General features: G+C 68.2%; 25 protein-coding genes and 1 pseudogene. 11 read left to right on the plus strand and 15 right to left on the minus strand.

What is annotated here, in order from left to right:
- Positions 1 to 225 precede the first annotated feature (225 nt).
- From ABTU82_RS08790 to ABTU82_RS08805, 4 genes are all read right to left on the minus strand, one after another.
- Positions 226 to 1,158 carry an ROK family protein gene (locus ABTU82_RS08790; protein WP_407172952.1) on the minus strand — a complete coding sequence of 311 codons (933 nt, stop codon included), beginning with the start codon at positions 1,156 to 1,158 and terminating at the stop codon, positions 226 to 228.
- Positions 1,159 to 1,245: 87 nt separating this feature from the next.
- Complete coding sequence (locus tag ABTU82_RS08795; RefSeq protein ID WP_407172954.1) at positions 1,246 to 2,277, minus strand: hypothetical protein; 1,032 nt, start codon at positions 2,275 to 2,277, stop codon at positions 1,246 to 1,248.
- Complete coding sequence (locus ABTU82_RS08800) at positions 2,270 to 2,902, minus strand: ATP-binding cassette domain-containing protein (RefSeq protein WP_407172956.1); 633 nt, start codon at positions 2,900 to 2,902, stop codon at positions 2,270 to 2,272. Before ABTU82_RS08800 ends, ABTU82_RS08795 begins: the two co-directional genes overlap by 8 nt.
- Positions 2,893 to 3,486, minus strand: a complete 594-nt coding sequence (locus tag ABTU82_RS08805; protein WP_407172958.1) for a hypothetical protein — start codon at positions 3,484 to 3,486, stop codon at positions 2,893 to 2,895. Before ABTU82_RS08805 ends, ABTU82_RS08800 begins: the two co-directional genes overlap by 10 nt.
- A gap of 165 nt (positions 3,487 to 3,651) precedes the next feature.
- Here ABTU82_RS08805 and ABTU82_RS08810 point away from each other — a divergent pair, with 165 nt between their 5' ends.
- The 3 genes from ABTU82_RS08810 to ABTU82_RS08820 are packed head-to-tail and all read left to right on the plus strand — an operon-like array spanning position 3,652 to position 5,727.
- Complete coding sequence (locus tag ABTU82_RS08810; protein ID WP_407172960.1) at positions 3,652 to 4,191, plus strand: hypothetical protein; 540 nt, start codon at positions 3,652 to 3,654, stop codon at positions 4,189 to 4,191.
- Positions 4,188 to 4,685: an RNA polymerase sigma factor gene (locus ABTU82_RS08815; protein WP_407172961.1), complete on the plus strand. Its 498-nt coding sequence runs from the start codon at positions 4,188 to 4,190 to the stop codon at positions 4,683 to 4,685. The genes ABTU82_RS08810 and ABTU82_RS08815 overlap by 4 nt, the downstream gene beginning before the upstream one ends.
- Positions 4,686 to 4,716: 31 nt before the next feature.
- A complete protein-coding gene (locus ABTU82_RS08820) occupies positions 4,717 to 5,727 on the plus strand; it encodes an IS481 family transposase (protein WP_407173311.1) in 1,011 nt (336 codons plus the stop codon).
- Positions 5,728 to 6,288: 561 nt separating this feature from the next.
- Here the strand turns inward: ABTU82_RS08820 and ABTU82_RS08825 are convergent.
- From ABTU82_RS08825 to ABTU82_RS08855, 7 genes are all read right to left on the minus strand, one after another.
- On the minus strand, positions 6,289 to 6,717 hold the full coding sequence (locus tag ABTU82_RS08825) for a hypothetical protein (protein ID WP_407172962.1): 429 nt from the start codon (positions 6,715 to 6,717) through the stop codon (positions 6,289 to 6,291).
- 122 nt (positions 6,718 to 6,839) lie between these two features.
- On the minus strand, positions 6,840 to 7,172 hold the full coding sequence (locus ABTU82_RS08830; protein WP_407172964.1) for a hypothetical protein: 333 nt from the start codon (positions 7,170 to 7,172) through the stop codon (positions 6,840 to 6,842).
- Positions 7,173 to 7,354: 182 nt separating this feature from the next.
- A complete protein-coding gene (locus tag ABTU82_RS08835) occupies positions 7,355 to 7,684 on the minus strand; it encodes a hypothetical protein (protein WP_407172966.1) in 330 nt (109 codons plus the stop codon).
- Between the two features lie 551 nt (positions 7,685 to 8,235).
- On the minus strand, positions 8,236 to 10,845 hold the full coding sequence (gene lanKC / locus ABTU82_RS08840) for a class III lanthionine synthetase LanKC (RefSeq protein ID WP_407172968.1): 2,610 nt from the start codon (positions 10,843 to 10,845) through the stop codon (positions 8,236 to 8,238).
- A gap of 207 nt (positions 10,846 to 11,052) precedes the next feature.
- Positions 11,053 to 11,718, minus strand: a complete 666-nt coding sequence (locus ABTU82_RS08845; RefSeq protein WP_116646992.1) for a response regulator transcription factor — start codon at positions 11,716 to 11,718, stop codon at positions 11,053 to 11,055.
- A 14-nt stretch (positions 11,719 to 11,732) separates the two neighbouring features.
- Positions 11,733 to 13,049, minus strand: coding sequence for a sensor histidine kinase (locus ABTU82_RS08850; RefSeq protein WP_407172970.1), 1,317 nt, complete (start codon positions 13,047 to 13,049; stop codon positions 11,733 to 11,735).
- 37 nt (positions 13,050 to 13,086) lie between these two features.
- Entirely contained in the window at positions 13,087 to 13,323 is a 237-nt protein-coding gene (locus tag ABTU82_RS08855; RefSeq protein ID WP_407172972.1) for a hypothetical protein, read from the minus strand.
- 308 nt (positions 13,324 to 13,631) lie between these two features.
- On the opposite strand from ABTU82_RS08855, the gene ABTU82_RS08860 reads away from it, so the two are divergent.
- Positions 13,632 to 13,838, plus strand: a complete 207-nt coding sequence (locus ABTU82_RS08860; protein ID WP_116646995.1) for a cold-shock protein — start codon at positions 13,632 to 13,634, stop codon at positions 13,836 to 13,838.
- Positions 13,839 to 13,950: 112 nt separating this feature from the next.
- On the opposite strand, the gene ABTU82_RS08865 is transcribed toward ABTU82_RS08860, so the two are convergent.
- The 4 genes and pseudogenes from ABTU82_RS08865 to ABTU82_RS08880 all read right to left on the minus strand — a co-directional run bounded on the left by ABTU82_RS08865 (position 13,951) and on the right by ABTU82_RS08880 (position 17,017).
- Positions 13,951 to 14,634: an HAD hydrolase-like protein gene (locus ABTU82_RS08865; protein ID WP_116646996.1), complete on the minus strand. Its 684-nt coding sequence runs from the start codon at positions 14,632 to 14,634 to the stop codon at positions 13,951 to 13,953.
- A gap of 27 nt (positions 14,635 to 14,661) precedes the next feature.
- Positions 14,662 to 15,357, minus strand: coding sequence for an endonuclease NucS (nucS, locus tag ABTU82_RS08870; protein WP_116646997.1), 696 nt, complete (start codon positions 15,355 to 15,357; stop codon positions 14,662 to 14,664).
- 28 nt (positions 15,358 to 15,385) lie between these two features.
- A pseudogene (locus ABTU82_RS08875) lies at positions 15,386 to 15,568 on the minus strand (SbtR family transcriptional regulator); the annotation flags it as partial.
- A 210-nt stretch (positions 15,569 to 15,778) separates the two neighbouring features.
- Complete coding sequence (locus ABTU82_RS08880; RefSeq protein ID WP_407172974.1) at positions 15,779 to 17,017, minus strand: MFS transporter; 1,239 nt, start codon at positions 17,015 to 17,017, stop codon at positions 15,779 to 15,781.
- A gap of 57 nt (positions 17,018 to 17,074) precedes the next feature.
- Here ABTU82_RS08880 and ABTU82_RS08885 point away from each other — a divergent pair, with 57 nt between their 5' ends.
- The 7 genes from ABTU82_RS08885 (at position 17,075) to mnhG (ending at position 24,552) form a co-directional block, all read left to right on the plus strand.
- Positions 17,075 to 18,142 carry a LacI family DNA-binding transcriptional regulator gene (locus tag ABTU82_RS08885; protein ID WP_407172975.1) on the plus strand — a complete coding sequence of 356 codons (1,068 nt, stop codon included), beginning with the start codon at positions 17,075 to 17,077 and terminating at the stop codon, positions 18,140 to 18,142.
- Positions 18,143 to 18,242: 100 nt separating this feature from the next.
- On the plus strand, positions 18,243 to 21,182 hold the full coding sequence (locus tag ABTU82_RS08890; protein ID WP_116647000.1) for a Na+/H+ antiporter subunit A: 2,940 nt from the start codon (positions 18,243 to 18,245) through the stop codon (positions 21,180 to 21,182).
- Positions 21,179 to 21,757: a Na(+)/H(+) antiporter subunit C gene (locus tag ABTU82_RS08895; protein WP_116647001.1), complete on the plus strand. Its 579-nt coding sequence runs from the start codon at positions 21,179 to 21,181 to the stop codon at positions 21,755 to 21,757. Before ABTU82_RS08890 ends, ABTU82_RS08895 begins: the two co-directional genes overlap by 4 nt.
- Positions 21,754 to 23,310, plus strand: coding sequence for a Na+/H+ antiporter subunit D (locus ABTU82_RS08900; protein ID WP_116647002.1), 1,557 nt, complete (start codon positions 21,754 to 21,756; stop codon positions 23,308 to 23,310). The genes ABTU82_RS08895 and ABTU82_RS08900 overlap by 4 nt, the downstream gene beginning before the upstream one ends.
- The gene (locus ABTU82_RS08905) at positions 23,307 to 23,891 is read left to right on the plus strand and encodes a Na+/H+ antiporter subunit E (protein ID WP_240606835.1); all 585 of its coding nucleotides are present in this window, start codon (positions 23,307 to 23,309) and stop codon (positions 23,889 to 23,891) included. The genes ABTU82_RS08900 and ABTU82_RS08905 overlap by 4 nt, the downstream gene beginning before the upstream one ends.
- Complete coding sequence (locus tag ABTU82_RS08910; protein WP_116647003.1) at positions 23,888 to 24,157, plus strand: MrpF/PhaF family protein; 270 nt, start codon at positions 23,888 to 23,890, stop codon at positions 24,155 to 24,157. Before ABTU82_RS08905 ends, ABTU82_RS08910 begins: the two co-directional genes overlap by 4 nt.
- Positions 24,154 to 24,552 carry a monovalent cation/H(+) antiporter subunit G gene (mnhG, locus tag ABTU82_RS08915; RefSeq protein WP_407172976.1) on the plus strand — a complete coding sequence of 133 codons (399 nt, stop codon included), beginning with the start codon at positions 24,154 to 24,156 and terminating at the stop codon, positions 24,550 to 24,552. Before ABTU82_RS08910 ends, mnhG begins: the two co-directional genes overlap by 4 nt.
- Positions 24,553 to 24,610 lie beyond the last annotated feature (58 nt).

The following is a 24,610-nucleotide window of genomic DNA, read 5'->3' on the forward strand; positions in this document are numbered from 1 at the left end:
AGTTTTTGTGAGAGTTGCCTTTCAGTAAATGTGCGAAAAGGGCCGGTCGAGGGAAGAATCCTCGACCGGCCCTTTGCTTTGGTGCCTGAAGGATCGGCTTCGTTGCCTGAATCACCAGGGTCGTGAGCGCGGCCGTGATGGAGACTGACGGTGGCACGTGAACTCGAACATCCAGGGCGCGGGGGTCCCGCCGGGAGACGGGCCCGCGAGCGATGAGCAGGACGTTCAGCGTTCGGTGGGTCGGGCACCCAGGAGATCCGCGCGATGGATCAGCGCTGCGGCGCCCACGAGAGGCGACTGCGAACCGAGCGCCGCCGCCTGCACGCGCAGCCCTGCGGCGTAGGCGTTGACGGCGGCGGGGGCGATCTGCTCCTGGACGAGGGCGATGTAATCGTCGGCGACCGCCACGAAGCCGCCGCCGATGACCGCCACCTCCAGGTCGAGAAGAGTGGTGGCGCTCACCAGGCCGTGGGCCACGGCCCTCGCCGAGCGCCGCACGGCGCGCCGCGCGACGTCATCGCCGCCGGCGTACGATTCGGCGAGCTGCTCGCCGGTCGACCCCGACCATCCGTGCGACCGGGCCCAGGCGATCGTCGCCGGCCCGGACGCGACACCCTCCACGGTTGCGCCGCGCAGGTCGTGGTCGGGATCACCGATGAGCATCTGGCCGAGGTGGCCGGCGTTCCCGGTGAGCCCGCTGACCAGTCGTCCGTCGCTGATCAGGCCGCCGCCGACGCCGGTGGAGACCACCATGACCAACGCGTTGGCGGTGCCCCGCGCCGCTCCGTAGGCGTATTCGGCAAGAGCGATGCACGTCCCGTCGAGGCGCACGGAGACGCGGTCGAGTCCGCTGGCGGCGCGGACGACGTCGCCGAGAGGGTAGTCCACGAGCGCGGGCAGGTTGAGGGGACTGACGGCACCGCGACCGAGGTCGATGGGGCCGGCAGAGCCGACGCCGACGGCCGCGACGTCGGTCGCGCACGCGAGAGCGCTCGACACGACGGTGCCGATCGCGTCGGTCGCCACCGCCGCATCGCGCGCGGCGGCCGCGCCCGTCTCGGCGCGGAACCGCGAGCCGGAGACCACTTCGCCGTCTTCACGGACGAGAGCGGCCTCCACCTTCGTGCCGCCCAGGTCGATGGCGAGGACTTCTGTCATGGCGTCAACGATCTCAGAAGTTCGTTTCGGCGAAGGTGTGGCCGGTCCCAGCGGACAACCGATGCCGCCGTTCGCCGGTGTGCGGGTCTACCGGTCTTTCGCGAGGTCCGTCGGGCGCCGGAACGGTATATCCACCGAGGCGATCGTCGCGACGAGGGCCCAGCATCCTGCCAATGCGAATCCTCCGACAGCTGCTGTCGCGGGGTCGTACAACTGAGGCAGGAGAAGTAAGGCCGCCGCGCCGCTCACCGCTGCCGCGGTGCCCGCGAGAAGAAGATTCTCGAGAAGGAGAAGTGTCAGCAGCGAGGTCGTTGACGTACCGGAGAGACGGTAGACGGCCAATTCGCTGGTCCTTGTTCGGGTGATGAGGGCGGTGGCAAAACCTCCGAGCGCGCCGAACGCCATTGGCGCGAAGCGACCCAACCGTCCTAGGTAGCTGTCTACGGGATCTGACGCCGCGGCGAGTACTTCTTGGCCGCTCACCGTGTTGCCGGTGACCTCGAGCTGGGCGATGAGGTCTGAGGTGAGTTCGGACGCCGTGGCGAATGGGTCCAGAAGTACCGCGCAGCGAGAGGCGGACGTGTCCGCGGGAAGGAGTGGGAATGTCAGCGTGAAGGCGCTCCCGGTCCCCTCACGCGAGGGCGGGGCCACTATCGCGTCGAACGGTTGGTCGTAAACGAGCGTTCGGAAGGGGCCTTGTTGGCTGGCGAGGGTGTCCCCGACAAGAACGTCTACCTCCCCGAGCTCGGGAAAGAGGGTCGTTGACGCACGGCGAGCGGGTGCATCGACGGCGAACGGCGCGGCGTCAGCTCGACCCGCGTCGACGATGATGCCGGCGCGCTCGACCCGCGGATCTTCCGTGAGTGCCTCGCAGGAGTTCCGCGATATCGAGGCGGGTCGGTCCGGGGAGGCTTCGCCGATGAAGACGACCCCTCGGCCCTGCGAGGTGAGGGCAGCGATCTGAGCGTTCAGCGCCGACTGCTCAAGTGTGAGCACTCCCACTGCCCCACCACCGAGCACTCCGGCCAGGGCCAGAGCCGGCAGCAGTCGCGCGCTTCGACCGAACACGTTCCGCATAGCCTCGCGAGTCAGATCGGCGAACCTCCACGAGTCAGCCAACGGTGGAGACCTGCTGGCGCATGTGAACCGCGGCATGGGATGAGCTGACGAGGATGGGGTCGTGGGTGGCCACGATGATGGTGGCTCGGGAAACGAGCCGGTTGAGGATGGCCGCGACCTCGTTGGTGTTTCGTTCGTCGAGATTCGCTGACGGCTCGTCCGCGAGGATCAGATCCTTCCCGGACGCGAGCGCGCGGGCAATGGCGACGCGCTGCAACTCACCCCCTGAAAGACGTCGTGCCTGTTCCCCCGATCTGGTCATGAGATCGACCTGAGACAACGCGTCCTCCGCGACATCGACGGCCTCGCGCATTGCCAAGCCGGCCGCCAGCGAGGCGATGAGTACGTTGTCGAGGACGGACCGTCGAGCAAGCGAGTTCGACCCTTGCGGAACCCACGACACCAGATCCGCGTGCGGACTGAGGGAGGTGCCCTGATCCACGATCGTGATAGAGCCGTCGCGCAGACGGACGTACCCCGCCATCGCAGCGAGTAAGGATGATTTCCCGCTTCCGGAGGGACCGACCAGCGCGGTCACCTGACCGGCCTCGAAGCGAGCCGAGAATCCATCGAAGACGGTGAACGAGCCGAACGCGATGGACGCGTCCGCCACGATCACCTGCACGTTCGGTCCTTCTCCGCGAGGGCGGACACGTCGCGCACCACCTGGGCGCCGATCGCCGCCTCGTCGACGACGATCGTTCCGAGTTCGTTTCCCGCGGTCGCCGTTGTCAATGGAAGCGGAGTGAGGTCCTCCAGGCCACCACTCGGACCCACCGAGAGCAGGCACGCCACCGAGGTCGCCTCGATGAGTACAGCCGTTGAGGGCACGGTCCCCGTCGTCTCCGGCGCGCGCAGGACGAGGATGCCGCCGCTGTACGTCGAGGGAGCCCCGTCCGAGATCTCGACGCGGGCGGCTCCGGTACGCACGGCTTCGTCCAGCGCCGCAGCGACAACTGCGGCCTCTGCTCCGGTCACTTCGACACCCGAGACGTCGACAGCCGACGACCCGAGGCGAAGCGCGAGGTCGACGCCGTCGTACGCGGCGAGGTTGCCGGCAGATACCGGTGTGAGGACGACGGATTCGACGGGTGCGGCTGCAACCAGTATCGGGTCGCCCGAGCTCACCTGGTCCCCCAACTCAGCGACCGCACCGACGATCTCTGTCGCACCTTCCGGAACGTAGGAGATGTATTGCAGGCGGAACACGCCATCCTGAGCAACACCTAGTTGTTGCTGGCCATGACATTGTTGACGGGGCGAGCGGACCGTCAACGTCGAGCGGATAGCCGGCACAAGTTTGCGGATGTGATGGACGATTTGAGCTGATCCGGGAATGTGCAGAGTGAGACCATCTCACGAACGGAGAACACGATGCACATCGACGACGTCGACCAGCTTCTGACCATGAGCGACCCTGCGCGTGAGGTGACCGCGAAGCAGCGGCGTCTCGCGGCGGAGATGGCTGAGCAGTCGAGACCCGGGAAGGAGCGGCGCGTTGCGCGGCCGATTGCGGTGGGGGCTGTGGCGGCGGTTCTTCTTGGCGGCGGCGGGATGGCGGCGGCAGCGGCCACCGGGTTGTGGGAGGGGTGGGCGCAGAACGATGCGCTCGCGATTCTTCATTACGAATTGCCCAGCGGGGCGTCGTGCGAGTGGCGCATCGGAAGCCCTGAGGGAGCGCCGGACGAGGTCGACGACATCGTCCGGGACACTCTGGCGGGCGTCGAGATCACTCCGGCTGACATTGCGGAAGGCGCAGCATACGTCGATGCTGCTGGTGATCCGCGGACCGATGATGGCGCGTTCGAGACGGGATATGTCTGGGCAGTCAACCTTCGCCTCCAGGACGCCTATGCAGCGAATGGGTATGAGGGTCAGTGGTGGAGCATCGAGGGCCAGGGATACTGCGAATGAGGGCGGCGAACTCTCGTAAGCGGCTCACCGATGCGCTCCGCGAGACCTCTGATGATCTGCTGCGCTACTTCGTGCGACGACTCGATGGGGAAGACGCAGCGGATGCACTGGCTGACACCATGGCAACAGCATGGACACGCGTGAACGCGATGCCAACTGACCCCGAAGAAGCGCGCATGTGGTTGTTCGGGATTGCTCGCAACGTGCTCCTGCACACGCAGCGCGGCAACATCCGCCGGTCCAAGCTCGCAGACCGCATGCGAATCACGCTGTCCCTCCGGACGGCTCCACCAGCGGATGCCGGGTCAGAAATCCGCGACGCCATCGACAGGCTCGACGACGACCTTGCAGAACTGATCCGGCTCATCCACTGGGACGGGTTCTCCATCGTCGACGCCGCCGCGCTGCTGGACATCCCTGCTTCCACGGCCCGCGGCAGGTACCAGCGAGCGAAAGAAGGGTTGCGTGAGGCGCTCGCGCCAGTCCCCCGTTAGCTCGGGGGCTGACGCTCGCAACATCACTGCGATGCGGAGCCGGGTGCATCGCAACGCTCCTCTCACCGTCGAAGGACGCAGGAGGCTGATCGAACGTTGCCGCACCCGACCGATCGCGCACGTCGCGGCAGAGATGGGCATCTCCCGCGCCACCGCATCGAAGTGGATCAATCGCTATCGACGTTATGGCGAGCTCGGACTACTCGATCGGTCTTCCGCGCCAGCAAGCCAACCAACCGCGACTCCCGGTCGACTCATCGAACTCATCGAGGTGATGAGACGTGAGCGCAAGTGGTCGGCGTCACGCATCGCGTTCGAGATGCACCAGAACGGTGAGCCCGTCAGCCGCCGCACCATCACCAGGCTGCTCGCACAACTCGGGCTGAACCGGCGGAAGTTCATCGACCCGACTGGCGAGAACAACCGGGAGCCTCGAAAGATCATTGCCAACCACCCGGGACACATGGTGCACGTCGACGTGAAGAAGACCGGCCGCATTCCCGACGGCGGCGGATGGCGAGTGCACGGCAAGAACAGTGCCGAGGCGAAAGCCGTCGCCCGCACGAAGACACGAGGCAAGAGAGCGGGCTACGTCTTCCTCCACTCAGCCATCGACGGATACTCACGACTGGCCTACACCGAGTCCCTGCCCGACGAGAAGGCTGTCTCTGCCATCGCCTTTCTCGAGCGAGCGAGAGCCTGGTTCTCAGCACACGGCATCACACAGATCGAACGCATCGTCACAGACAACGGAGCTTGCTACCGCGCGAACGCTTTCACCGACGCGATCGGCACGAGCCGGCACCAGCGGATCACCCCCTACACGCCGCGGCACAACGGGAAGATCGAGCGCTACAACCGCATCCTGGCCGAAGAGTTCCTCTACGCACGCACCTGGCACTCAGAAGCCGAACGGACTGACGCACTCGATATCTGGAACCGTCACTACAACTACCACCGACCCCACGGCGCCCACAAAGGACAGCCGCCCGCATCTGCAACTGCGGCACGCGTCAACAACGTCCTGGCCTCCTACACCTAGTCGTTGCTGGAGGGCGCGTACCGAGGCTTGCACGGCGGGACCGAACGTGTCGCCTCCAGAGGCTGGGTCCAGCAGGCCGAGCGAAGAGAGATAGCTGCTCAACGCGGCCACGTCGGCACCGCGGTCGTCTCGGTTCAAGTCACGGTGCAGCACCGGTCCGCGGTACGCGAGTACGGCAACCCCATTCACCGCGAAGACCTCAGAGCCGGACACGACTGGGCCGGGCGCTCCAATGCCGGTGAGCACCCCCACAGCGGTGGTACGGATCTCCGGCTGCGCAGCGAGGGTCGCGACGGCGTTGACGGCGATTGCTCGGTCTACCTCTCGAGATCCCACGGTCACTGTGAGGGGGGCAGGGATTTCGACGCTTCGCGCGTCCAGTGCTGCGGATAACGGGACTGCGAGCCCCACCGCCACGACTGGCGCCACCCACAACCCCACGAGTGCGATCACTCGGCCCGTACCAAACCGTTGCGCGCGACTCGTCGCGCGGCGGGTGCTGTCTGTGGTCGTCACACAAGCCTCCTCGCTCGCGGGTGAACCTCATTCTGCCGCCATTCGTCAGGCACAATCGTCGACGCTGTACCCCGCCTCCTGAATGGCGGCTCTGATCTCGTCCATCGTGGCGGCGCCCGAGCTGGCGACGAAGTCGAGTCCGAGTTGCGAGACGCACTCCGCCAGCTGAGTGCGTTCGTCCCCGACGTCAGCATTCTCGACCGATTGCCAGATCGTGTCCACGGCGGCGTATTCACTCGCGTAACAGGGCCCATCCACGCCGGATTCGACTGCGGCGGCAGGGATGCTGAAGTTGATGAACGGCCCGTCGCGCTTTATCCCGAATGGTTCGTAGCCTGCCGCACGTAGACACGATCGGTATCGCTCGAAGGCAGCCATGGCGTCAGCCTCCGTCACACGCCCGTCCAAGAGATCCTCGCGCTGCGCATCGGACATCGGAGCTTCCTGGGCCCACATCTCGATGCTTTGTGCCATGTCGGCTCCGTACAGGCTGCTCCATTCGGATGGCGGTGCGGGTGCTCCCGAGCAGCCGGCCAGCAGGAGGGTGCAGCCCGCCACCAAGGCGGCGAGCTGCACCCTCATCGAGCATCGAACGGTCACGGCGTGGTGTAGAACAGGGCTCGCCGTTGCGCGTAGTGGTCGCCTCGGTTCACATTCGGCAATCCGCTTTGCGTCGTTATGGAGGCGCTGCTCGTGTAAGCCGTGAACGCATTACCGCCAGGCGTTCCATAGCGGGCTCGCACGTACACGGTGCCGCAGTTGACCTCATTCACAGACCGGACCGTGGTGGTGTTCGAGACGCCCGTCATCGAACCGCCGTTCGTACAGCCCACTGTCGATACGCCTGCGGCCGCCGGCAGTGCCGGGAGTAGCGCGAGCGCTAATGAAGCAGCGATGGCTGCGCCGGCGAACTTCTTCTTCATCTTCATTGACAACTCCGTTCGCTTACCGAACGCCCTCGACGCGTGTTCACAGAAGGCGACAGCACCGGATCAGTGCGGTAGCGGGGACGCTAACAGGTCACGCGGAGCTTTTGTAGTGTCTCCCTACAAACTGTTCTCCAGCCGCAGACTGCGGCAGAGCCAGGCCCACAACGCCGTCGCAGGGCCCTTCAGTCCAGGCTGCTCGTGATGAGGCGTACCGCGGCGTCGGGGTCGTCGACATCGACGACGAGCTTCTCGTACTCGTTGTCGCGCAGGATGACGATGATCGCCTTGGCCTGATCGTCGACCGCCCAGAAGGACTTCTCGTCGTCGTCTTCGTCGCGATGGATGCCGGGGGATGCCCGGACCCCTTCTACCCGAAAGAAGGGGTCCGGGTCACGCACAACTCCCACGATGTGCGCGAGCGGGATTCTGAGTTCCCGCTCCTGAGAGAGGATCCGCACGGCGCCTTCCATCCGCACGACGAGCGAGTCGTCGATAACGGTCAGGTCGGCCATGTTTCTCCTCGAGACCTTGGCGTACCCACCCCACGTGAACCCGCCACGGACGTTGACGAGCTCGGACCTCGGGCTGGAGGTCCGAGCTCGATAAACGGGTCGAGGTCCGCAGTCACGACTCCGTCCACCACGCACGTTAGGTCAGGGCGGGTGCTGCGCGCATGTCCCCCGAATGGGGGACACATCCGGCTCATCGCGGCCCTCGGTTGACGGCCGAGAACTCAGTGCAGGCGGCCACTTGCCTGGGGAGACAAGGGAGTTCGCGGGATGCGGCCCGACTCGCTTCCGTCGGACGGTCGTGCGCCGCATCCGCTCGCGGTCGCAGATTGCCGTCGGAAGTTCATACATATGAGTGAGGGCCCACGATCGGGGGAGTGGCTCGCCTCGCGACTCCACTCCCCGCGACCGTGACCGACGTCTATGTCAGCAGACCGACGCCGATGCCGTGCTCACGCAGACGCTGGCACTGAAGGTGCTGGCGAACTGTGTTCCCCGCCCTTCGCCCGACGCGTCGTCGAGCGTCTGGAGTGACAACAGATATCCCATGGATCTCACCTCCCTCGTTGCGAAGGGCGCCGCCGGAGCGAGCGCATCTCGATATCGCGGGGGGAGAGCAGGTACGGCAGACCCAGCAGCACGGGGGTCTCGCCGCGAAGGTGTGCACGGTAGGCCACCAGGGCCGTGAGTACTCCCGCCGACCCGGTGGCGAGGTCGCAGGATGCGCGGAGTAGCCCGTTGCCCACGAATCGGATGCCATCGGGGGAGGAGAGAGAGTGCAGGGGCAGCTGAGCGGCGTGCCGGTGCAGGGCCTCTGTCGACATGGTGTCGGAGCGTCCGACAGCTTCGAGGAGGAGCAGGAACTGCATGAGACCGGCCCGCCCCTGCACGAGACCGGACTGGATCGCGAACGGCGCTGACGCCGCGCGCACGATGCCGTCGAGCGACTCGAGATGGCGTTCGCTCTCGCCGAGGTGGGCGAGCGCGAGGGCGATCACCACGCCGATGCCCGCCGACCCGTGACCCAGGTAAGGGAGCACGCGCCAGCCCTCGTTCACCTGCAGCGATGCGTCGGTGGGCCGGGTGAGCGAGGCCATGTCGTGGTCCAGGGCGTCGCTCGCGAGCCGGAGGTGGCGCACGTCGCCCGTGCGTTCGTACAGGCGCACCGCGAAGAGCGCGGTGCCCGTCGCACCGTGCAGCAGCCCGCCGCGGCCGGTCGCGACGCGGGTCTGCGGTGCGGCGTCGGCCAGACGATTGCGTAGATCATCGGCGATGCGCACCGCCGCATCGAGCATCGCGGGGCTCTCGTCGCTCTCGGCGAGAAACGCCAGACCCACGCCCGGCAGCCCCGAGTAGAGGTCGCTGCCGAGACCGCTCAGCTCGTCGGCGGCGAGCCACGCCGTCGCACGCTGCGCTGCGGATCGATCGCCGAGCAGGCGGAACGCCCACGCCGACCCGGCCGCGCCGTCCATCAGCCCCGCGCGCGGTGCCTGCTCGCGGGCGAGAGCGCGTTCGACCCACGCCCGCTCGAGAGCGAGGTCGTCGTGCCCTGCCAGCCGCAGGGCGCTCATGACGCCGAGCGCCCCGTGCGCGACGCCGGTCGCGGGCTCGGCGAACTGTGCGGGGTCGCCCGGCCACAGGCGGTCGTCGCGCCCGAGATCGAGGTCGGCGCGCAGCGCAGCGACGACCCCGTCGATCGTGCGCGACAGCGCAGCATCCGTCGTCTCGGCAGGGTCGTGGATGCTGCGCGGAGCGCGGTCACGGTCGCGCAGGGCCAGGGCGCCCGCCGAGCGCTCGACCCAGGCAGGGTCGAGGGAGAACTCCGCCGCGGCCGCGGAGATCAGCTGCGCGGCCTTCGCGTCGTCCAGGGGAAGGAGGGCCGTGAGGGGGAGGAAGACGAAGAGGTCGATGCAGGCGAGCGCGTAGAGATCGCGTGCGGTTCCGCCCCGGCCGTCGGGGGGCACGAAACCGGGGACGCCGATGCCCGCCGAATCGGGCGCCGAGACGTCTCGTGCCATCTCGAGGTCGATGAGCACGACGGAGTCGTCGGCCCGCACCATCACGTTGCCGGGATGGAGGTCGCCGTGAACGAAGCCGGCGGCGTGCAGCTGCGAGATCGCGCGCCGGACCGCGGCGGTCACGGTGAGCGCCCAGTCGCGGTACTCCGCCCGCGATGCCGCGTCGGCGCCGGTCCGCACGAGCGGGTGGCGGGCGACGACGGCCGCATTCAGGGGCGTGCCGTCGATGCGCTCCATGGCGAGGAAGCGGTGGCCGTGCGCCTCGAAGACATCGACGACGTCGGGGGTGGGAAGGCTCGCGAGCTCGCGCAGCACGTGCTCCTCGTCGCGGATCCGGGTCACCGCGTCGCGGCCGTCGGGAGTGCGCCCGGTGTGGGGGCGGGCCTCTTTCACGATGACGGATGCGCCGCCGACGGTGGCCTCGTAGACACCGCCGGCGTTCGAATGGTGCAGCGCCCCCGTGATGGTCGGAAGGCCAGCCGGAGGTGTCAGGTCGAGCGCGCCCAGCTGCTCGCGGAGGAAGCCGGGCATCCGCACCCAGGTGGGCACCTGGAATGCCGCCGACCGCACGTCGGGCCGCCATCGCCCCGTGTCGAGATCACGGACCGCGAGGACGGGCACGCCGTCGATCGTTGCCCACCGCTTCACGAAGGCCCCGTACCGGACGAACAGCGGGCCCTCGCGCCAGCGCAGGTCGGAAAGGATGTACGGCGCCGGGGCTCCACCGAGTCGCTCGTCGAGCTCCACGAGCGCCTCGTGCAGGGACCGCTCGTCGGGCGGATACACGGTGAGGAACTTCCCCGCGGACGACCGGTCGGCATCCTTGCTGAGGGATCGCTCGAGCTGGCCCTGGTCGACGAGAAACTTGAAGGCGATCCCGCGGCGGTGACAGAACGCGGCGGCCTCGCGCAGCATCCGATCGGCCGTCTCCAGCGTCGCGCCGACGTGCATCTTCCACCCCTGCTCGGGAAGGACGGAGCCCCGGGGGCGCCAGAACGACCACGGCCGCTCGACGAGGTGGTCCCACCCGCTCCAGTCGAGATCGGCCGGCACGACGAAGCATCGGCCGGTCGCCGCAACCGCTCGGGACGGTGCGTCGTAGAACCGTGGGTGGGCGTTCGCGAACGCCGAATAGTTGGTGTCCACAAGCCCCCCTTGTCACCGTGAACCCCGCGCAGGTCAGTCTGCGATCACGGTCCCATCGAAGGGCAGGCGGTGGATCGGCTGCCAGGGTGACGCGGTGCTCCCGGGGCGCCGCGTTGCGGCCCGGCGACTCGACACCGAACGGACGGACGCCCCTGCGACACCGGAAAACTCGTCGTCGAACTTCATACATATGTATGAGGTGCATTTTCAGGACAGGTGGTTGCGCGCTCCCCACAGGGCAAGCTGCGTGCGGTCTTCGAGCCCGACCTTCTTGATCGCGGAGTGCATGTGGGAGCGCACCGTGTGGACCGAGACACCCAGGTGCTCCGCGATCGCCTCGCTGCTGGTCACGCCCTTCGACAGCACCGCGACCACCCGGCGTTCCGACGCGGTGAGCCGATGCGCGATGGCCCGGTCATCGCGCGACGAGCCCCGGCGGACGAACTCCTGCAGCATGGTGGCGGTCACGTGCGACGACACGAGGGCGTGCCCCCGCGCGGCCGCGTGGATCGCCTCGAGCAGCACGTCGGAGTCGTGGCTCTTGAGCAGATAGCCGACAGCTCCGGAGTCGAGTGCTTCCGAGACGTAGCCGTCGATCGCGAAGCTGGTCATGACGATGACGGCGACGGACGGATGATCGGGCGACGTCGTGAGTTCGCGGGTGGCTTCGAGTCCGCTCATCCCCGGCATCTGCAGATCCATGAGCACGACGTCGGCGTGTTCCGAGCGCGCCGCGGCCACGGCATCCACCCCATTGGTGACCTCGCCGACCACCGTGATCCCCGCGGCGCCCTCGAGCTGGAGACGCAGGCCCTTGCGGACGGTGCGGTTGTCGTCGGCGATCAGCACGCGGATCGTCGTCTTGCCGCCCATCGGCGTCTCCTCGTCTAGTCGATGTGTGCGACCGGGATGCGCACCCGAACACCCCAGCCGCCGTCGGCGGTGTCGCCGCTGGTCATTGTGCCTCGCAGGAGGTCGATGTGTTCGCGCATTCCGGTCAGACCCCAGCCCAGGTTGAGGCCGGGGAGCGGTTCGGTGCCGGGTCGCGGAGGCTCGTTCCTCACGTGCAGCTCGAGCATCCCGGGGGAGTGCGCGAGATCGACCTGGACCGCCGCGCCGGGCGCGTGCTTGGCCGCGTTGGTCAGGGCCTCCTGCAGCGCTCGGTAGGCGGTGGTGGAGACGACGGCGGGCAGCTCCTCCAGAGGACCAGACGACTGAATGGTCAGCGGCATCCCGCGCTTCTGCCAGTACGAGACCAGTTCATCGGCACGGCGGAGGTCGCGCGTCGCCTCGATCGGCGTGGCACCCACCGCTCGGAAGTCGGCGAGGGCGCCCGCGAGGCTGGCCGCGGCGAACCTGCCCTCGTTGCGCACGTCCTCGACGAGTTCGAGAGCCCGCTCGGGGTGTTCCGGTGCCAGGCTCATGGCGGCGTCGGCGAGGGCGATGAGACCGGCAAGGTGCTGGCCGGCGACGTCGTGCAGCTCCTGCGCGATCCTCGCCCGCTCTCTTCCGCGGGCCTCTTCCACGCGCTTCTCGTGCTCGCGTCGAGCGGTATCGGCGCGGTGCCGCTCCAGCAGCAGTCGTCGAGTTTGCGCGCCCCACCACACCCCGAGCACGGCGGCACCGCCGGCGATCGCGATGATGGCGATCGACTCGGCGACGATGAAACCGATCGCGACCCCGAGAGGCTCGCCCAGCGAGAGCACCCACAGCAGCATCCCCACGACGAGGACGACCACGACGACCACGAGGGAGAGCAGACCCCTCAACGCCGTGGTGCGAGTGGCGAGCAGGAACAGAGCGATCGCGATCACCGCCTGCATCGGCACGAGCCACTTCGGCACCCCCAGTCCGATCGCGAGCGCGAGATAGATCGCCGTCGCTCCGGCTACGGCGAGAGCGGGGTGTCGATCGCTCACGAGCAGCATCGCCGACTGCGCTGCGCACCCCGCCACCAGCAGGCCGAGTGTGAGCGCCATCGGTACCGGGAAGTTCCATTGGCCCTGCGTGGCGACGAGGGCGGAGATCGGCACGGACAGCACGGGGATCACTGTCGCGACGAACACGGTCAGGGCGAAGATCAGGGCGGAACGGCGGCTGCCGAGGATGCGGCGCTCGATCGTCTGCGGCTCGATGAGCGCGCCGCCGATCGACGTCGGCGACGTCAGCGAACTCGAAGACCTGGTTCCGGCTTGAAGAGACACCCCCTCATTGTCGGGGTGCCGCGTGATTCCCGCTCGGTTACTCCAGAGTGGGTGGGAGCGCGAGCACGATCTCTTCGGCGGTGCGTTCGCTGCCCGGGACGGACGAGGTCGTGCGCGAGACCTCGATGAATCCGAGCTTCGACAGCAGCGATGCGGATGCGTCGTCGTCCGCCCCCACGCGGACGTACAGAGGGCGTTCCGCGGTCGTCGCGACGAGCTCGGAGATCGTGGCTCCACCGTCGTCGGGCAGGTGTCGAAGGTCTATCGGGTCCACGTCGTCACCCTACGCCGGGAGGTCGCCTCGACCCCAGGAGAAATTCCCAGAAAATGCTGTCGCCGGGACACTCCGTTCATCAGTAGAGTGTTCGCAGTCACGCATTGCGTGGCCTATCCGGGGGGATCCGTCGACGCCCGGGCCTCAGAGCTTCAGCTCGGCCCGGGCGTCGTATGGTTTCCGGGCGCGTTTCGCCGCCGTAACCGCATGCAACGTTTCTGTCACCATCCTTTCGGCGACGACACGTCGACCGTTAGCGTGTCAGAGGACCGACGCAGAAGGCGTCGGCAGCAGCAGAACGGCACGCAATGAGCACGCAGGGCACGGTCAAGTGGTTCAACTCGGAGAAGGGTTTCGGATTCATCGCTCCCGATGACGGCAGCGCGGACGTCTTCGCGCACTACACGGCGATCCAGGCCTCGGGTTACCGCTCCCTGGAGGAGAACCAGCGGGTCGAGTTCGACGTCGCGCAGGGTCCGAAGGGCCTGCAGGCGGAGAACATCAACCCCATCTGAATCACCGCCCGCTGAGGCGGGTTTTTCGCGGTCCGCATCGCCGCGTGATCATCGGCGGCGGTGCGGATCGTCTCGAACGCGGTGTGGTTTCCGCCAGGGCTGAGCGGTCGGCTCAGCGCTCGCCGTTCGGGACGAGCAGCAAGGCTCGCAGCTCGTCGATCGTCTCGACGGCCGCCTGCGCCCCCTCCGACTCGTGGGGCCAGCTGAACCCCCAGCGCACGAAGATCACGGGCACCCCGTTCTCGAGACCGCCCTCGACGTCGTGGTGCCGGTCACCGATGAGCACGGGGCGATCGGTGTCGACACCGGCGACCTCGAGACGACGGAGCGCCTCGGCGACGATGTCCGACTTGGCGCTCAGCGTGCGTTCGTCGAGGCTCGCTCCCACCATTGCGGTGAACGCGGGCGAGAGGTCGAAGTGCTCCATGAGGGCCGTCACCTGAACTTCGGGCTTGGAGCTCGCCGTGGCCTGGGGAATGCCCGCCGCGGCGATGTCGTGGATGAGCTCGCCGACACCCGCGAAGAGCGTCGCACTAGAGGTGTAGCCCTCGGCCTTGTTCAGCGAGCGGTAGTAGGTCACGGCCTCGGTGGACTGCTCGGGCGTCATGCCCACGTTCACCTGGAATGACTCGAACATGGGCGGACCGATCCAATGCGACAGCTCGTCACGAGTGGGCGGGCGCCGGTCGAAGTGGGTCAGGGTGGCGGTCAACCGTCGGAGGATGCCCTCGGACGCATCCACGATGGTGCCGTCGACATCCCAGAGGATGCACGAGAAGGGGGAGCGTTCGGGCATGACTCCCACGCTACCGGCCGCCGGAGGTCAGAAGAGGCGGGGGGCTCCGGAGTCGATGCCCTTCATCTCGTCGTAGTCGAGAGTGACGCAGCGGATGCCGCGATCGGCGGCGAGCACGCGGGCCTGAGGCTTGATCTCCTGGGCGGCGAAGACGCCGGTCACCGGGGCGAGTCCAGGGTCGCGGCCGAGGAGCTCGAGGTAGCGCGTCAGCTGCTCGACGCCGTCGATGTCGCCGCGTCGCTTGACCTCGACCGCGACGGTGCCTCCGGCCGCATCGCGCAGGAGCAGGTCGACCGGGCCGATCGCCGTGGGATACTCGCGGCGCACCAGGCTCAGGCCGTCGCCCATGATCGAGACCTGCTCTGACAGCAGGCGCTGCAGATCGGCCTCGACACCGTCTTTGATGAGTCCCGGATCGATGCCGAGCTCGTGATTCGAGTCATGGAGCACCTCGTGGATGCGAACGATCAGGGCGTCGCCCGATTTCGCGTGCGTGACCCGCCACTGCTGCACGACGCCGTCCTCGGCGGCCTCAGCATCCGGCACCTCCAGCGTGAGGGTGCACGGCGGGCTCATCCAGTTCAGCGGCTTGTACGAGCCGCCGTCGGAGTGCACCAGAAGGCTCCCGTCGCCCTTGTGGACGAGCAGACGGGTGGCCAGGGGCAGATGCGCGTTGAGGCGGCCGGAGTAGTCGACCGAGCAGCGGGCGATGACGAGACGCACGTACCCAGAATATGGGGCCGGGTGAACGTCAGACTGCCATGCGGCCGCGGATGAGCAGCTCCACGGCGTCCCGAGACTCGGACTCCCAGTGCGGGCGGTCGACTGCGGATCCAATGCCGTGGAGAATGACCATCACCGACCCCGGTGGCACATCACGACGGATGGTGCCTTCGTCGGCCGCGCGAGCCATCAGCTCGGCGATCAAACGCTCGGAGACGGTGCACGTGCGGAGTGACTTCGCTCAAGGCCCGGTTCGTCTTTATGTGCCCTGTGAATACGCACCTCAGCGCTCCTCATCCCGTTCAGCAGCGTGTACGAGCCGCCGTCGGAGTGCACCGGCCGGGCGGGCGAGGCGGGGGGTGTTCGCCACACTTTCCGGCGAATGCCCCCACCAATTGATGGGGTCCTTCGCCGGAATGTGTCACATTTTGTGCTCGGGGAGGGGCTCGCGAGCCGCCGGGACGAGCGGGCGCGCGGCGCCCGAGAAGAGTCCGGATGCCACGATCAGCCCGACGACGATGAACAGCGTCTCGAGCAGACCGATGTGCTCGCTGATGAAGCCGAGGACCGGCGGACCGCAGAGGAAAGCGACGTAGCCGATGGTCGCGGCCGCGCTCACACGTGCGGCGGCGTGGGCGGGGTCGTCGGCGGCCGCCGACATTCCGAGAGGGAAGCCGAGCGAGGCCCCCGCGCCCCACAGCGCCGCACCGACGAACACGAGCGGCAGAGTGGGCGCGAGGATGAACAGCAGCAGGCCGGCGGCAGCGGTGAGGGCGAGGACGCGGAGCACCGTCACCCGACCGAATCGATCGACGAGCGGTCCGCCGAAGACGCGGAACACGGTCATCGCGATCGAGAAGACGGCGAGGCCGGCGGCGCCGAGCGCCTGATCGGCGTCGTGGCCGTCGACGAGGGCAAGGGGCAGCCAGTCGTTCGCACCGCCCTCGGCGAAGGCCATACCGAGCATGACCACGCCCAGCGCGTAGGTGCGCGGCTCGCGCCACGCCGACATCGCGGTGTGGAGGCGGTCACGCCAGCCCCGCGGCGCGCTCGTCGCCTGCTCGTCGCCGGTGATCTCGCGCGCAGGCACGTTCGCGACGCTGAGGACGGCGATCACGACGATGAGAACGGCGATGATGCTCGCGTGGACGACGACCGCGAGGTCCATCGCCACCGCGGCGACGCCGAGTCCGGCTCCGATCACAGTGCCGAAACTGAAGAACGCGTGGAAGAGGGGAAGGATCGTCTTCCCGGTCTGCTTCTCGATGGCCGCGCCCTCGACGTTCATCATGACGTCGACCGATCCGTTGCCGAACCCGAACAGGGCGAGCCCGAGGAGCACGACGGAGTACGAGTGCACGAGGTCGGTGCCGACGCCGATGACCGTGACGCCGACCGCGACGAGCAGCAGTCCTCCCAGCATCCCTCTCTTCGCGCCCAGCCGCGCCAGCACGATGGGCGCGACCGAGAGGCCGAGGATCGAGGCGACGCCCATTCCCAACAGCAGCAGGCCGATCTGGATGTTGTCGACGCCGAGCGATTGCTTGATGGCGGGAACGCGGGATGCCCAGGTCGCGATGCTGAGCCCGCTCGCCAGGAAGATCGCGAAGATCGCGGTACGCCAGCGCACGATCTGCGATCGCGAGAGGTCGGTGTCCATGTCTGGAGCGTACCGAATCGATTCGATGATTGTCACGCGCGCGAGTACGATCGGGGGATGCGCGCGCGCCGAGCCACCATCGCCGACGTCGCCCGTACCGCGGGCGTCTCGCCATCGACGGCGTCGGTGGTCTTCAGCGGGCGGACCCCGGTGTCGGACGCCACCCGCCAGCGGGTGCTCACCGCCGCCGCCGAACTCGGGTACACGGGTCCAGACCCGCGGGCGGCGTCTCTGCGCCGCGGCCGGTCGGGCATCGTGGGCGTGGTCTTCGACTCCCCGCTCAGCTCGGCGTTCCTCGATCCGGTGACAACGCAGGTCATGGACGGGCTCACCGAGGGCGTCGCCGAGTTGGGTGCCGGGGTGCTGCTCCTGCGCGACAACTCCCAGGATCCGGATCTCGCCGACGCGCAGCCGACTCTCATGACCGCGCCCATCGACGCGGCCGTACTCATCGGGTGCAGCACGGTGATGCGCGAGTCGCTCGACGTGATGCGCGCGCGCAACATCCCCGTCGTGGTGATCGAGGGCGACGCCGGCGAGGGCGTGCCCCAGATCCGTCTCGACAACCGGGAGGCCCAGCGGCAGGCGGCCAGCCACCTCGCATCTCTCGGGCACCGTCGCGTGGCGATCGTGACGCTGCCGAGCGGTCTCGAGCGTCCCGGGCGATGGATGAGGCCGGCCGAGGAGGCGCGGATCAGCGTCGACGTCACCCGCGATCGGCTGTTCGGAGCCCGCGACGTCTACCCCGAGGCCCCCGCCTACGCCGCGGCGGCGAGCTCGATCGACGAGGGCTTCGCGGCGGGCCGGGCGATCTTCGCCGCACGCACGTATCCGACAGCGGTCATCGCGCAGAGCGATCTCCTCGCGGCAGGCGTGATCCGTGCCGCCGAGGAGGCGGGGCTCCGCGTTCCCGATGACGTGAGCGTCACCGGGTTCGACGGCGTGGTCGTCGACGGCCTCGCCCCCTACGCGCTGACGACCCTGATCCAGCCCTCGACCGAGAAGGGGCGGGCGGCCGGCGATGCTGTCGCGGCGATGCTCGAGGGACGGGATGCTGCGTCGCTGCGGTTCACGTGCGTGTTCCGCGAGGGCAATACGACCGCGCCCGTCGCGCGAAAGGCCTGATCGGCTCGGTGGCTGAACGCCGGGCGCGGATGCGCCCGGTAGAATGGGTCAGACACCCCGAGCGCCCGGGCAGCCGCCCGTCGACCCCCGAGGAGGCCGCATGTTGGTACTCCTCGCCGCGTTCGCGGTCGCGCCGCTTCTGCTCCCGTTGCTCGTGAAGAGGCTGGGCGCACGGGCTTTCTACGTCGCCGCTCTTCTGCCCGCCGCCGCATTCGTGCAGGCAGCGGTCGCGACCCCCGCCGTGCTCGACGGCGACATTCCTTTCGAGGCATACGAGTGGATCCCGTCGCTCGGCATCTCGCTGTCGATGCGGATGGACACCCTCGGATGGGTGATGGCGCTCGTCGTGAGCGGCGTCGGTGCGCTCGTGATGATCTACTGCCGCTGGTACTTCCGCGGCAAGGACGAGGGGCTCGGACAGTTCTCCGCCGTCCTCCTCGCCTTCGCGGGCGCGATGTACGGCCTCGTGCTGACGGACGACCTCGTGGTGCTCGTGATGTTCTGGGAGGTCACCAGCATCCTGTCGTACCTGCTCATCGGGTACTACCACCGGCGCGGAGCGAGCCGTCGTGCCGCGCTGCAGGCGCTGCTGGTGACGACCCTCGGCGGCCTCGTCATGCTCATCGGCGTGGTGCTGCTGGTCGTCGACACCGGCACGTCGAGCATCTCCTCGATCCTCGCCCTCGCACCGACCGGTCCGATCGTCGACGCCGCCCTGGTGCTGCTGCTGGTCGGAGCGCTCAGCAAGTCGGCCATCTTCCCGTTCCACTTCTGGCTTCCCGGAGCCATGGCCGCACCGACACCGGTCAGCGCCTACCTGCACGCGGCCGCGATGGTGAAGGCGGGCATCTATTTGATCGCGCGTCTGGCGCCGGTCTTCGCGTTCGCCCCGAGCTGGCGCCCGATCGTGCTCGCGCTGGGCATCTTCACGATGCTGCTCGGTGGGCTCCAAGCGCTGCGCGAGACCGACCTGAAGCGCATCCTGGCGTTCGGAACCGTCTCGCAGCTCGGTTTCCTCACCGTCGTGCTCGGCTACGGCACGCAGGAGGCCGCCCTGGCCGGGCTCGCGCTGCTGCTCGCTCACGCCCTCTTCAAATCGTGCCTGTTCCTCGTCGTCGGCGTCATCGACCGCCAGCTCTCCACCCGAGACATCCGGGAGCTCAGCGGCGTCGCGCGCCAAGCGCCCGTGCTCACGGTCGTCGCGACGATCGCCATCGCCTCGATGGCCGGCATCATCCCCACGCTCGGCTTCGTGGCCAAGGAGAGCGCGCTCGCCGCGTTCGTCGAAGAGGCCCTCCACGGCGAGACCTGGGGTCTCGTCGCCCTGATCGGCGTTTCGCTCGGCTCGATACTGACCGCCGCCTACGGAGCCCGGTTCGTCTGGGGCGCATTCGGCACCAAGAAAGACGATGAGGGCCGCGTGGTCGAGCGCACCGAGTGGCCCGATCCGCCGATCGGCTTCCTCGCGTCGCCGGTCGTGTTGTCGCTCATCACACTCGCCGGCGGATTCGGGGCACCGCTGCTCGACCTCGTGCTCCAGCCCTATGCGCAGACGGCGGCCGCCGCGAGCCCCGGACTGCCCGAACCCGAGAGCACCCCCTACCTGGCGCTCTGGCACGGACTCGAGCCCGCGCTCTTCATCTCGCTCGGCACGCTCGTCGTCGGTCTGTTCGTCTTCTGGATCACCCGCCGTGCCACCCCCGCCACCGCGCGCCGCGTGCTGCCGTTCACCGCGGTCGACGTGTACAACGCGGTGCTGCGGTTCATCGCCCGCGCCTCGGTGTTCACCACGAGCCTCACCCAGCGCGGTTCGCTGCCCGTCTACGTGGGCATGATCTTCCTCGTCTTCGTCGTGGCCGAGGGCACCGTGCTGCTGTCGAGCCCCGGCTGGCAGGCTCAGCTCGACGCGTGGCACACGCCCTCGCAGCTGGCGGTGGCCCCGGTCATGATCGCCGCGGGCGTGCTCGCGGTGAACGCCCGTAAGCGCTACAGCGGTGTCGTACTCGTCTCAGTGACCGGTCTCGGCATGGTCGTGCTCTTCGCCACGAGCGGGGCCCCCGACCTCGCCCTCACGCAGATCCTCGTCGAGACGGTCACCCTGATCGCCTTCGCCCTGGTGCTGCGTCGCATCCCCGCTCGGATGGGCGACCACAACGCGTCGGTCTGGCCGCTCGCCCGCGCCGTGCTCGCGATCGGCGCCGGCGCGACCATGGCGCTCGTCGCGATCGTGGCGACCGGCGCCCGACAGGCGCGACCCATCTCCGACAGCTTCCCGATGCTGGCCTACGAGATCGGCCACGGGCGCAACGTCGTGAACGTCGCCCTCGTCGACCTGCGCGGATGGGACACGATGGGCGAGCTGTCGGTGCTCGTGCTGGCGGCCACCGGTGTCGCATCGCTCGTCTTCGTCACGCACCGCTCCGACACCCTCTCGAAGCTGACGACGCGGCTCCCGCGGCTCACCAAGCGCGGACGCGGAGCGCTCGTCGAGACCGCTGAGGGCGTGCGCGCGCGCACCGATGACACGAGCAACCGTCCGCAGGCCTGGCTGTTCGCCGGTCAGCGGGTGCGGCCCGAGAATCGCTCGATCATCCTCGAGGTCATCGTGCGGGTGCTCTTCCACTCGATCATCGTCGTCTCGCTGTATCTCCTCTTCGCCGGTCACAACCTCCCCGGCGGCGGTTTCGCGGGCGGCCTCGTCGCGGGCATGGCGCTCGTCATGCGCTATGTCGCGGGTGGTCGCTACGAGCTGGGGGCCGCCGCTCCCGCCGACCCGGGCCGCCTGCTCGGCGTCGGGATGGCGCTGGCGGTCGGCTGCGCCATCGTGCCGCTGCTGTTCGGTGCGGCGCCCCTGACCAGCACGTTCTGGGAGTTCGAGATCCCCGTCCTCGGCCACGTGGAGTTCGTCACCTCGACGATCTTCGACGTCGGCGTCTACCTCGTCGTCATCGGGCTCGTGCTCGACGTGCTGCGCAGCCTCGGCGCCGAGGTCGACCGCCAGACGCAGGAGCTGCGCGCCCAGGGGGCGAGTGCCCGATGAACGTCTCGCTCGTCCTCATCATCATCATGGCGGTGCTCTTCGCCTGCGGTGTCTACGCGATGCTCGAGCGCAGCCTCACCCGCGTGCTCATCGGTTTCCTCCTCCTCGGCAACGCTGCGAACCTGATGCTGCTCATCGTGATGGGCGACCCGGGGGTGGCTCCGTTCTACCCCGACTCGTCGACCCCCGAGGGATACTCCGACCCCCTGCCGCAGGCGCTGATGCTGACGGCGATCGTGATCACCTTCGCCGTCTCCGCCTTCCTGCTGGCCCTGATCTACCGGTCGTGGCAGCTCGGTCAGGCCGACACGGTGGAAGACGACGCCGAAGACGTGGCCATGCGCGCACGTACCTCGCAGGACGAGGAGGCGATGGACGTCGAGGTCGACGAGGAAGACGACGACGCCACGACCGACTTCGTGGGGGTCGAGAGCTCTCCACTGCGCCTGCTCGGCAACCGCGACTACACCGACCTGCGCGACGATGCGCCGTCCGACCGCCCCGCAGCATCCGAACGGCCGGCCCGGACCGACAGACCCGACAACCGAGATGACGAGAGCGAGGAAGACCGATGAGCTCCCTCGTTCCCCTCCTCGTCACCCTGCCGCTGCTGGGCGCAGCGATCGCCCTGATCGCGGGGCGCCATCGGCGCACCCAGATCATCGTGTCGATCGCGACGCTGACGCTGACGATGGTCATCGCCACCGTGCTGCTGGTCTACGTCGATGCGTCGAACGTGCCGATCGCGGTGTCGGTCGGCGGGTGGCCCGTGCCCTTCGGCATCGTGCTCTACGTCGACCGGCTCGCCGCGCTGCTCGTGCTGGTCTCGAGCGTCGTGCTGCTCTCGGTCCTCCTCTTCTCGGTCGGACAGGGCGCCGAGGACGGCGACGAAGACACCCCGGTGTCGATCTTCCACCCGTCGTATCTGATCCTGGCGGCAGGGATCTTCACCGCCTTCATCGCGGGCGACCTGTTCAACCTCTACGTCGGGTTCGAGATCCTGCTCGTGGCGTCGTACGTGCTCATCACGCTCGGCGGCACGGAGAACCGCATACGCACGGGCGTGGTCTACATCGTCGTCTCGCTCGTCTCGTCGATCCTCTTCCTCGCCGCGATCGGTGCGATCTACGGCGCGCTGGGCACGGTCAACATGGCTCAGCTGTCGGAGCGCATGGTCGAGCTGCCCCAGGAGACGCAGCTCGTGCTGCACCTCATGCTGGTCGTCGCTTTCGGCATCAAGGCGGCCGTCTTCCCGCTGTCGTTCTGGCTGCCCGACTCGTACCCGACCGCGCCGGCCCCGGTGACGGCGGTGTTCGCAGGCCTTCTGACGAAGGTCGGCGTCTACGCGCTGATCCGCACCGAGACCGAGATCTTCCGCGACAACGACATCAATCTGCTGCTGCTCATCGTGGCGTTGGCGACGATGATCGTCGGTGTGCTGGGCGCCGTGGCGCAGGCGGAGCTCAAACGCATCCTGTCGTTCACCCTGGTCAGCCACATCGGGTACATGATCTTCGGCCTGGCCATCGCGACGCCGGCAGCCATCGGGGCGACGATCTACTACATCGTCCACCACATCGTGGTGCAGACGACCCTCTTCCTCGCGATAGGACTCGTGGAGCGCCGGGCGGGCAGTACGTCGGTGCTGCGCGTGCGCGGACTCATGCGCGCCGCCCCCGTCATCGCGGTGCTCTACTTCATTCCCGCGGTGAACCTCGGGGGCCTGCCGCCGTTCTCGGGGTTCATCGGCAAGTACGCGCTGTTCGATGCCGCCGCCGAGATCGGCACCCCGATCATGATCGTGCTGATCGTGGGCGGTATCGTCACCTCGCTGCTCACCCTGTACGCGCTCATGCGTGCCTGGAACCTCGCGTTCTGGCGCGAGGACGAGGACTCGGCAGAGTCCGACGAGCGCATCTCGTACCTGGGCGACTCGCCCGAGGCGGGTACGAAGACCGAGCGTCGCGCGATCCCCAAGATCATGACCGCGTCGACGGCGGGCATGGTCGCCGTCACCGTCGCGCTGACGATCTTCGCCGGGCCGCTGTACGAGGTCTGCACGCGCATCGGCGAGTCGCTCCTGCAGCCCGTCTCGGTCGTGCAGCTCGAGCAAGAGGCCGTCTCATGATGCGCGAGAAGAAAGACGCGCTGCACCAGCTGTGGCGGCAGCTGCCGTTCTTCGTCTGGCTCGTCGCACTGTGGATGCTGCTGTGGGGCCAACTCACGATCGTGGCCTTCCTGACGGGCCTGGTCGCCGCGGTGATCGTCACGCGCGTGTTCCGCCTCCCGCCCGTGCAGCTGTCGGGCCGGTTGAACCTCTGGTACGGGCTCGTCTTCGTGGTGACCTTCTTCGCCGCCCTCGTGCGCGGTTCGCTGCTGGTCGCTTGGCAGGTCGTCGACATCCGCCGCCAGCCGAGCAGCGCGGTGATCGCGGTGCACCTGCGGACCGACGACGATCTCATCATGACCCACACCGCGGTGACGGCCTCGTTGATCCCCGGCTCGCTCATCGTCGAAGCCGACCGCGACCGCCGCATCCTGTATCTCCACGTCATCGGCGTCGACAGCGACGACGACGTCGAGGCGCTTCGGAAGTCGATCCTCGGCTGGGAGGCGCGTATCGTGCGCGCGGCCGGCTCGCGCAGCCAGCTCGAGATGATCCGCAGAGCTTCCGTCGACACACCGCGTCAGGGAGGTACGCCCCTATGAACGTCCTGCTGCTGGTGATCTTCGTCGTCTTCGCCGTCGCCGCTCTTCTCACGCTCTGGCGCATCGTCATCGGCCCGTCGATCCTCGACCGGGCGGTCGCGTCCGACGTGCTCCTGACCGAGGTGATGTGCGTGCTGGGCGCCGAGATGGCGATCAACCAGCACACCCGCACCCTGCCGGTGCTGCTCATCATCGCCGCGGTGGGGGTCTTCGGTTCGATCTCGATCGCACGGTTCGTCGCGAGGAAGGACAACGCAAGCCAGTGATCCTCGCAACCGCCCCCATCGAAGTCACCGCGTCACCGCTCGACGCGGTGCTCGACACCGTCGCCCTCGTGCTGATCCTCGTCGGCGCCCTGCTGTGCCTCACGGCCGCGATCGGCCTGCTGCGTTTCCGTGACGTGCCGACGCGGCTGCACGCGGCCACGAAGCCGCAGGTGCTCGGCCTCATCGTGATCTGCATCGCGATCGCCCTGTCGCTGCGCTCGTGGGCGGTGCTCGCGTTCATCGTCCCGATCGTGCTGATGCAGCTCGCGACCGCGCCGCTTTCGGCGCACATGGTCGGGCGGCAGGCCTACCGCAACGGCACCCTCGACCGCACCGCTCTGTACACCGACGAGCTGCGCGCGTCGAAGGAGACCCCGCCCGCGGCGGGCGGCTGACCCGAGCGCAGGAGATGACGCGGGCGTAGGACGATCCTCGCGGAAGCGGCCTACCTCC

Source organism: Microbacterium deferens (genome assembly GCF_045517775.1).
Classification (GTDB): Bacteria; Actinomycetota; Actinomycetes; order Actinomycetales; family Microbacteriaceae; genus Microbacterium.

Bases quoted from the DNA above. Each gene is read 5' to 3' on its own strand.
- ABTU82_RS08790 (WP_407172952.1), bottom strand. From the start codon at position 1,158: ATGACAGAAGTCCTCGCCATCGACCTGGGCGGCACGAAGGTGGAGGCC.
- ABTU82_RS08810 (WP_407172960.1), top strand. From the start codon at position 3,652: ATGCACATCGACGACGTCGACCAGCTTCTGACCATGAGCGACCCTGCG.
- ABTU82_RS08815 (WP_407172961.1), top strand. From the start codon at position 4,188: ATGAGGGCGGCGAACTCTCGTAAGCGGCTCACCGATGCGCTCCGCGAG.
- ABTU82_RS08820 (WP_407173311.1), top strand. From the start codon at position 4,717: ATGCGGAGCCGGGTGCATCGCAACGCTCCTCTCACCGTCGAAGGACGC.
- ABTU82_RS08825 (WP_407172962.1), bottom strand. From the start codon at position 6,717: ATGGCACAAAGCATCGAGATGTGGGCCCAGGAAGCTCCGATGTCCGAT.
- ABTU82_RS08830 (WP_407172964.1), bottom strand. From the start codon at position 7,172: ATGAAGATGAAGAAGAAGTTCGCCGGCGCAGCCATCGCTGCTTCATTA.
- ABTU82_RS08835 (WP_407172966.1), bottom strand. From the start codon at position 7,684: ATGGCCGACCTGACCGTTATCGACGACTCGCTCGTCGTGCGGATGGAA.
- ABTU82_RS08845 (WP_116646992.1), bottom strand. From the start codon at position 11,718: ATGGGCGGCAAGACGACGATCCGCGTGCTGATCGCCGACGACAACCGC.
- ABTU82_RS08860 (WP_116646995.1), top strand. From the start codon at position 13,632: ATGAGCACGCAGGGCACGGTCAAGTGGTTCAACTCGGAGAAGGGTTTC.
- ABTU82_RS08865 (WP_116646996.1), bottom strand. From the start codon at position 14,634: ATGCCCGAACGCTCCCCCTTCTCGTGCATCCTCTGGGATGTCGACGGC.
- ABTU82_RS08880 (WP_407172974.1), bottom strand. From the start codon at position 17,017: ATGGACACCGACCTCTCGCGATCGCAGATCGTGCGCTGGCGTACCGCG.
- ABTU82_RS08885 (WP_407172975.1), top strand. From the start codon at position 17,075: ATGCGCGCGCGCCGAGCCACCATCGCCGACGTCGCCCGTACCGCGGGC.
- ABTU82_RS08890 (WP_116647000.1), top strand. From the start codon at position 18,243: ATGTTGGTACTCCTCGCCGCGTTCGCGGTCGCGCCGCTTCTGCTCCCG.
- ABTU82_RS08895 (WP_116647001.1), top strand. From the start codon at position 21,179: ATGAACGTCTCGCTCGTCCTCATCATCATCATGGCGGTGCTCTTCGCC.
- ABTU82_RS08900 (WP_116647002.1), top strand. From the start codon at position 21,754: ATGAGCTCCCTCGTTCCCCTCCTCGTCACCCTGCCGCTGCTGGGCGCA.
- ABTU82_RS08905 (WP_240606835.1), top strand. From the start codon at position 23,307: ATGATGCGCGAGAAGAAAGACGCGCTGCACCAGCTGTGGCGGCAGCTG.
- ABTU82_RS08910 (WP_116647003.1), top strand. From the start codon at position 23,888: ATGAACGTCCTGCTGCTGGTGATCTTCGTCGTCTTCGCCGTCGCCGCT.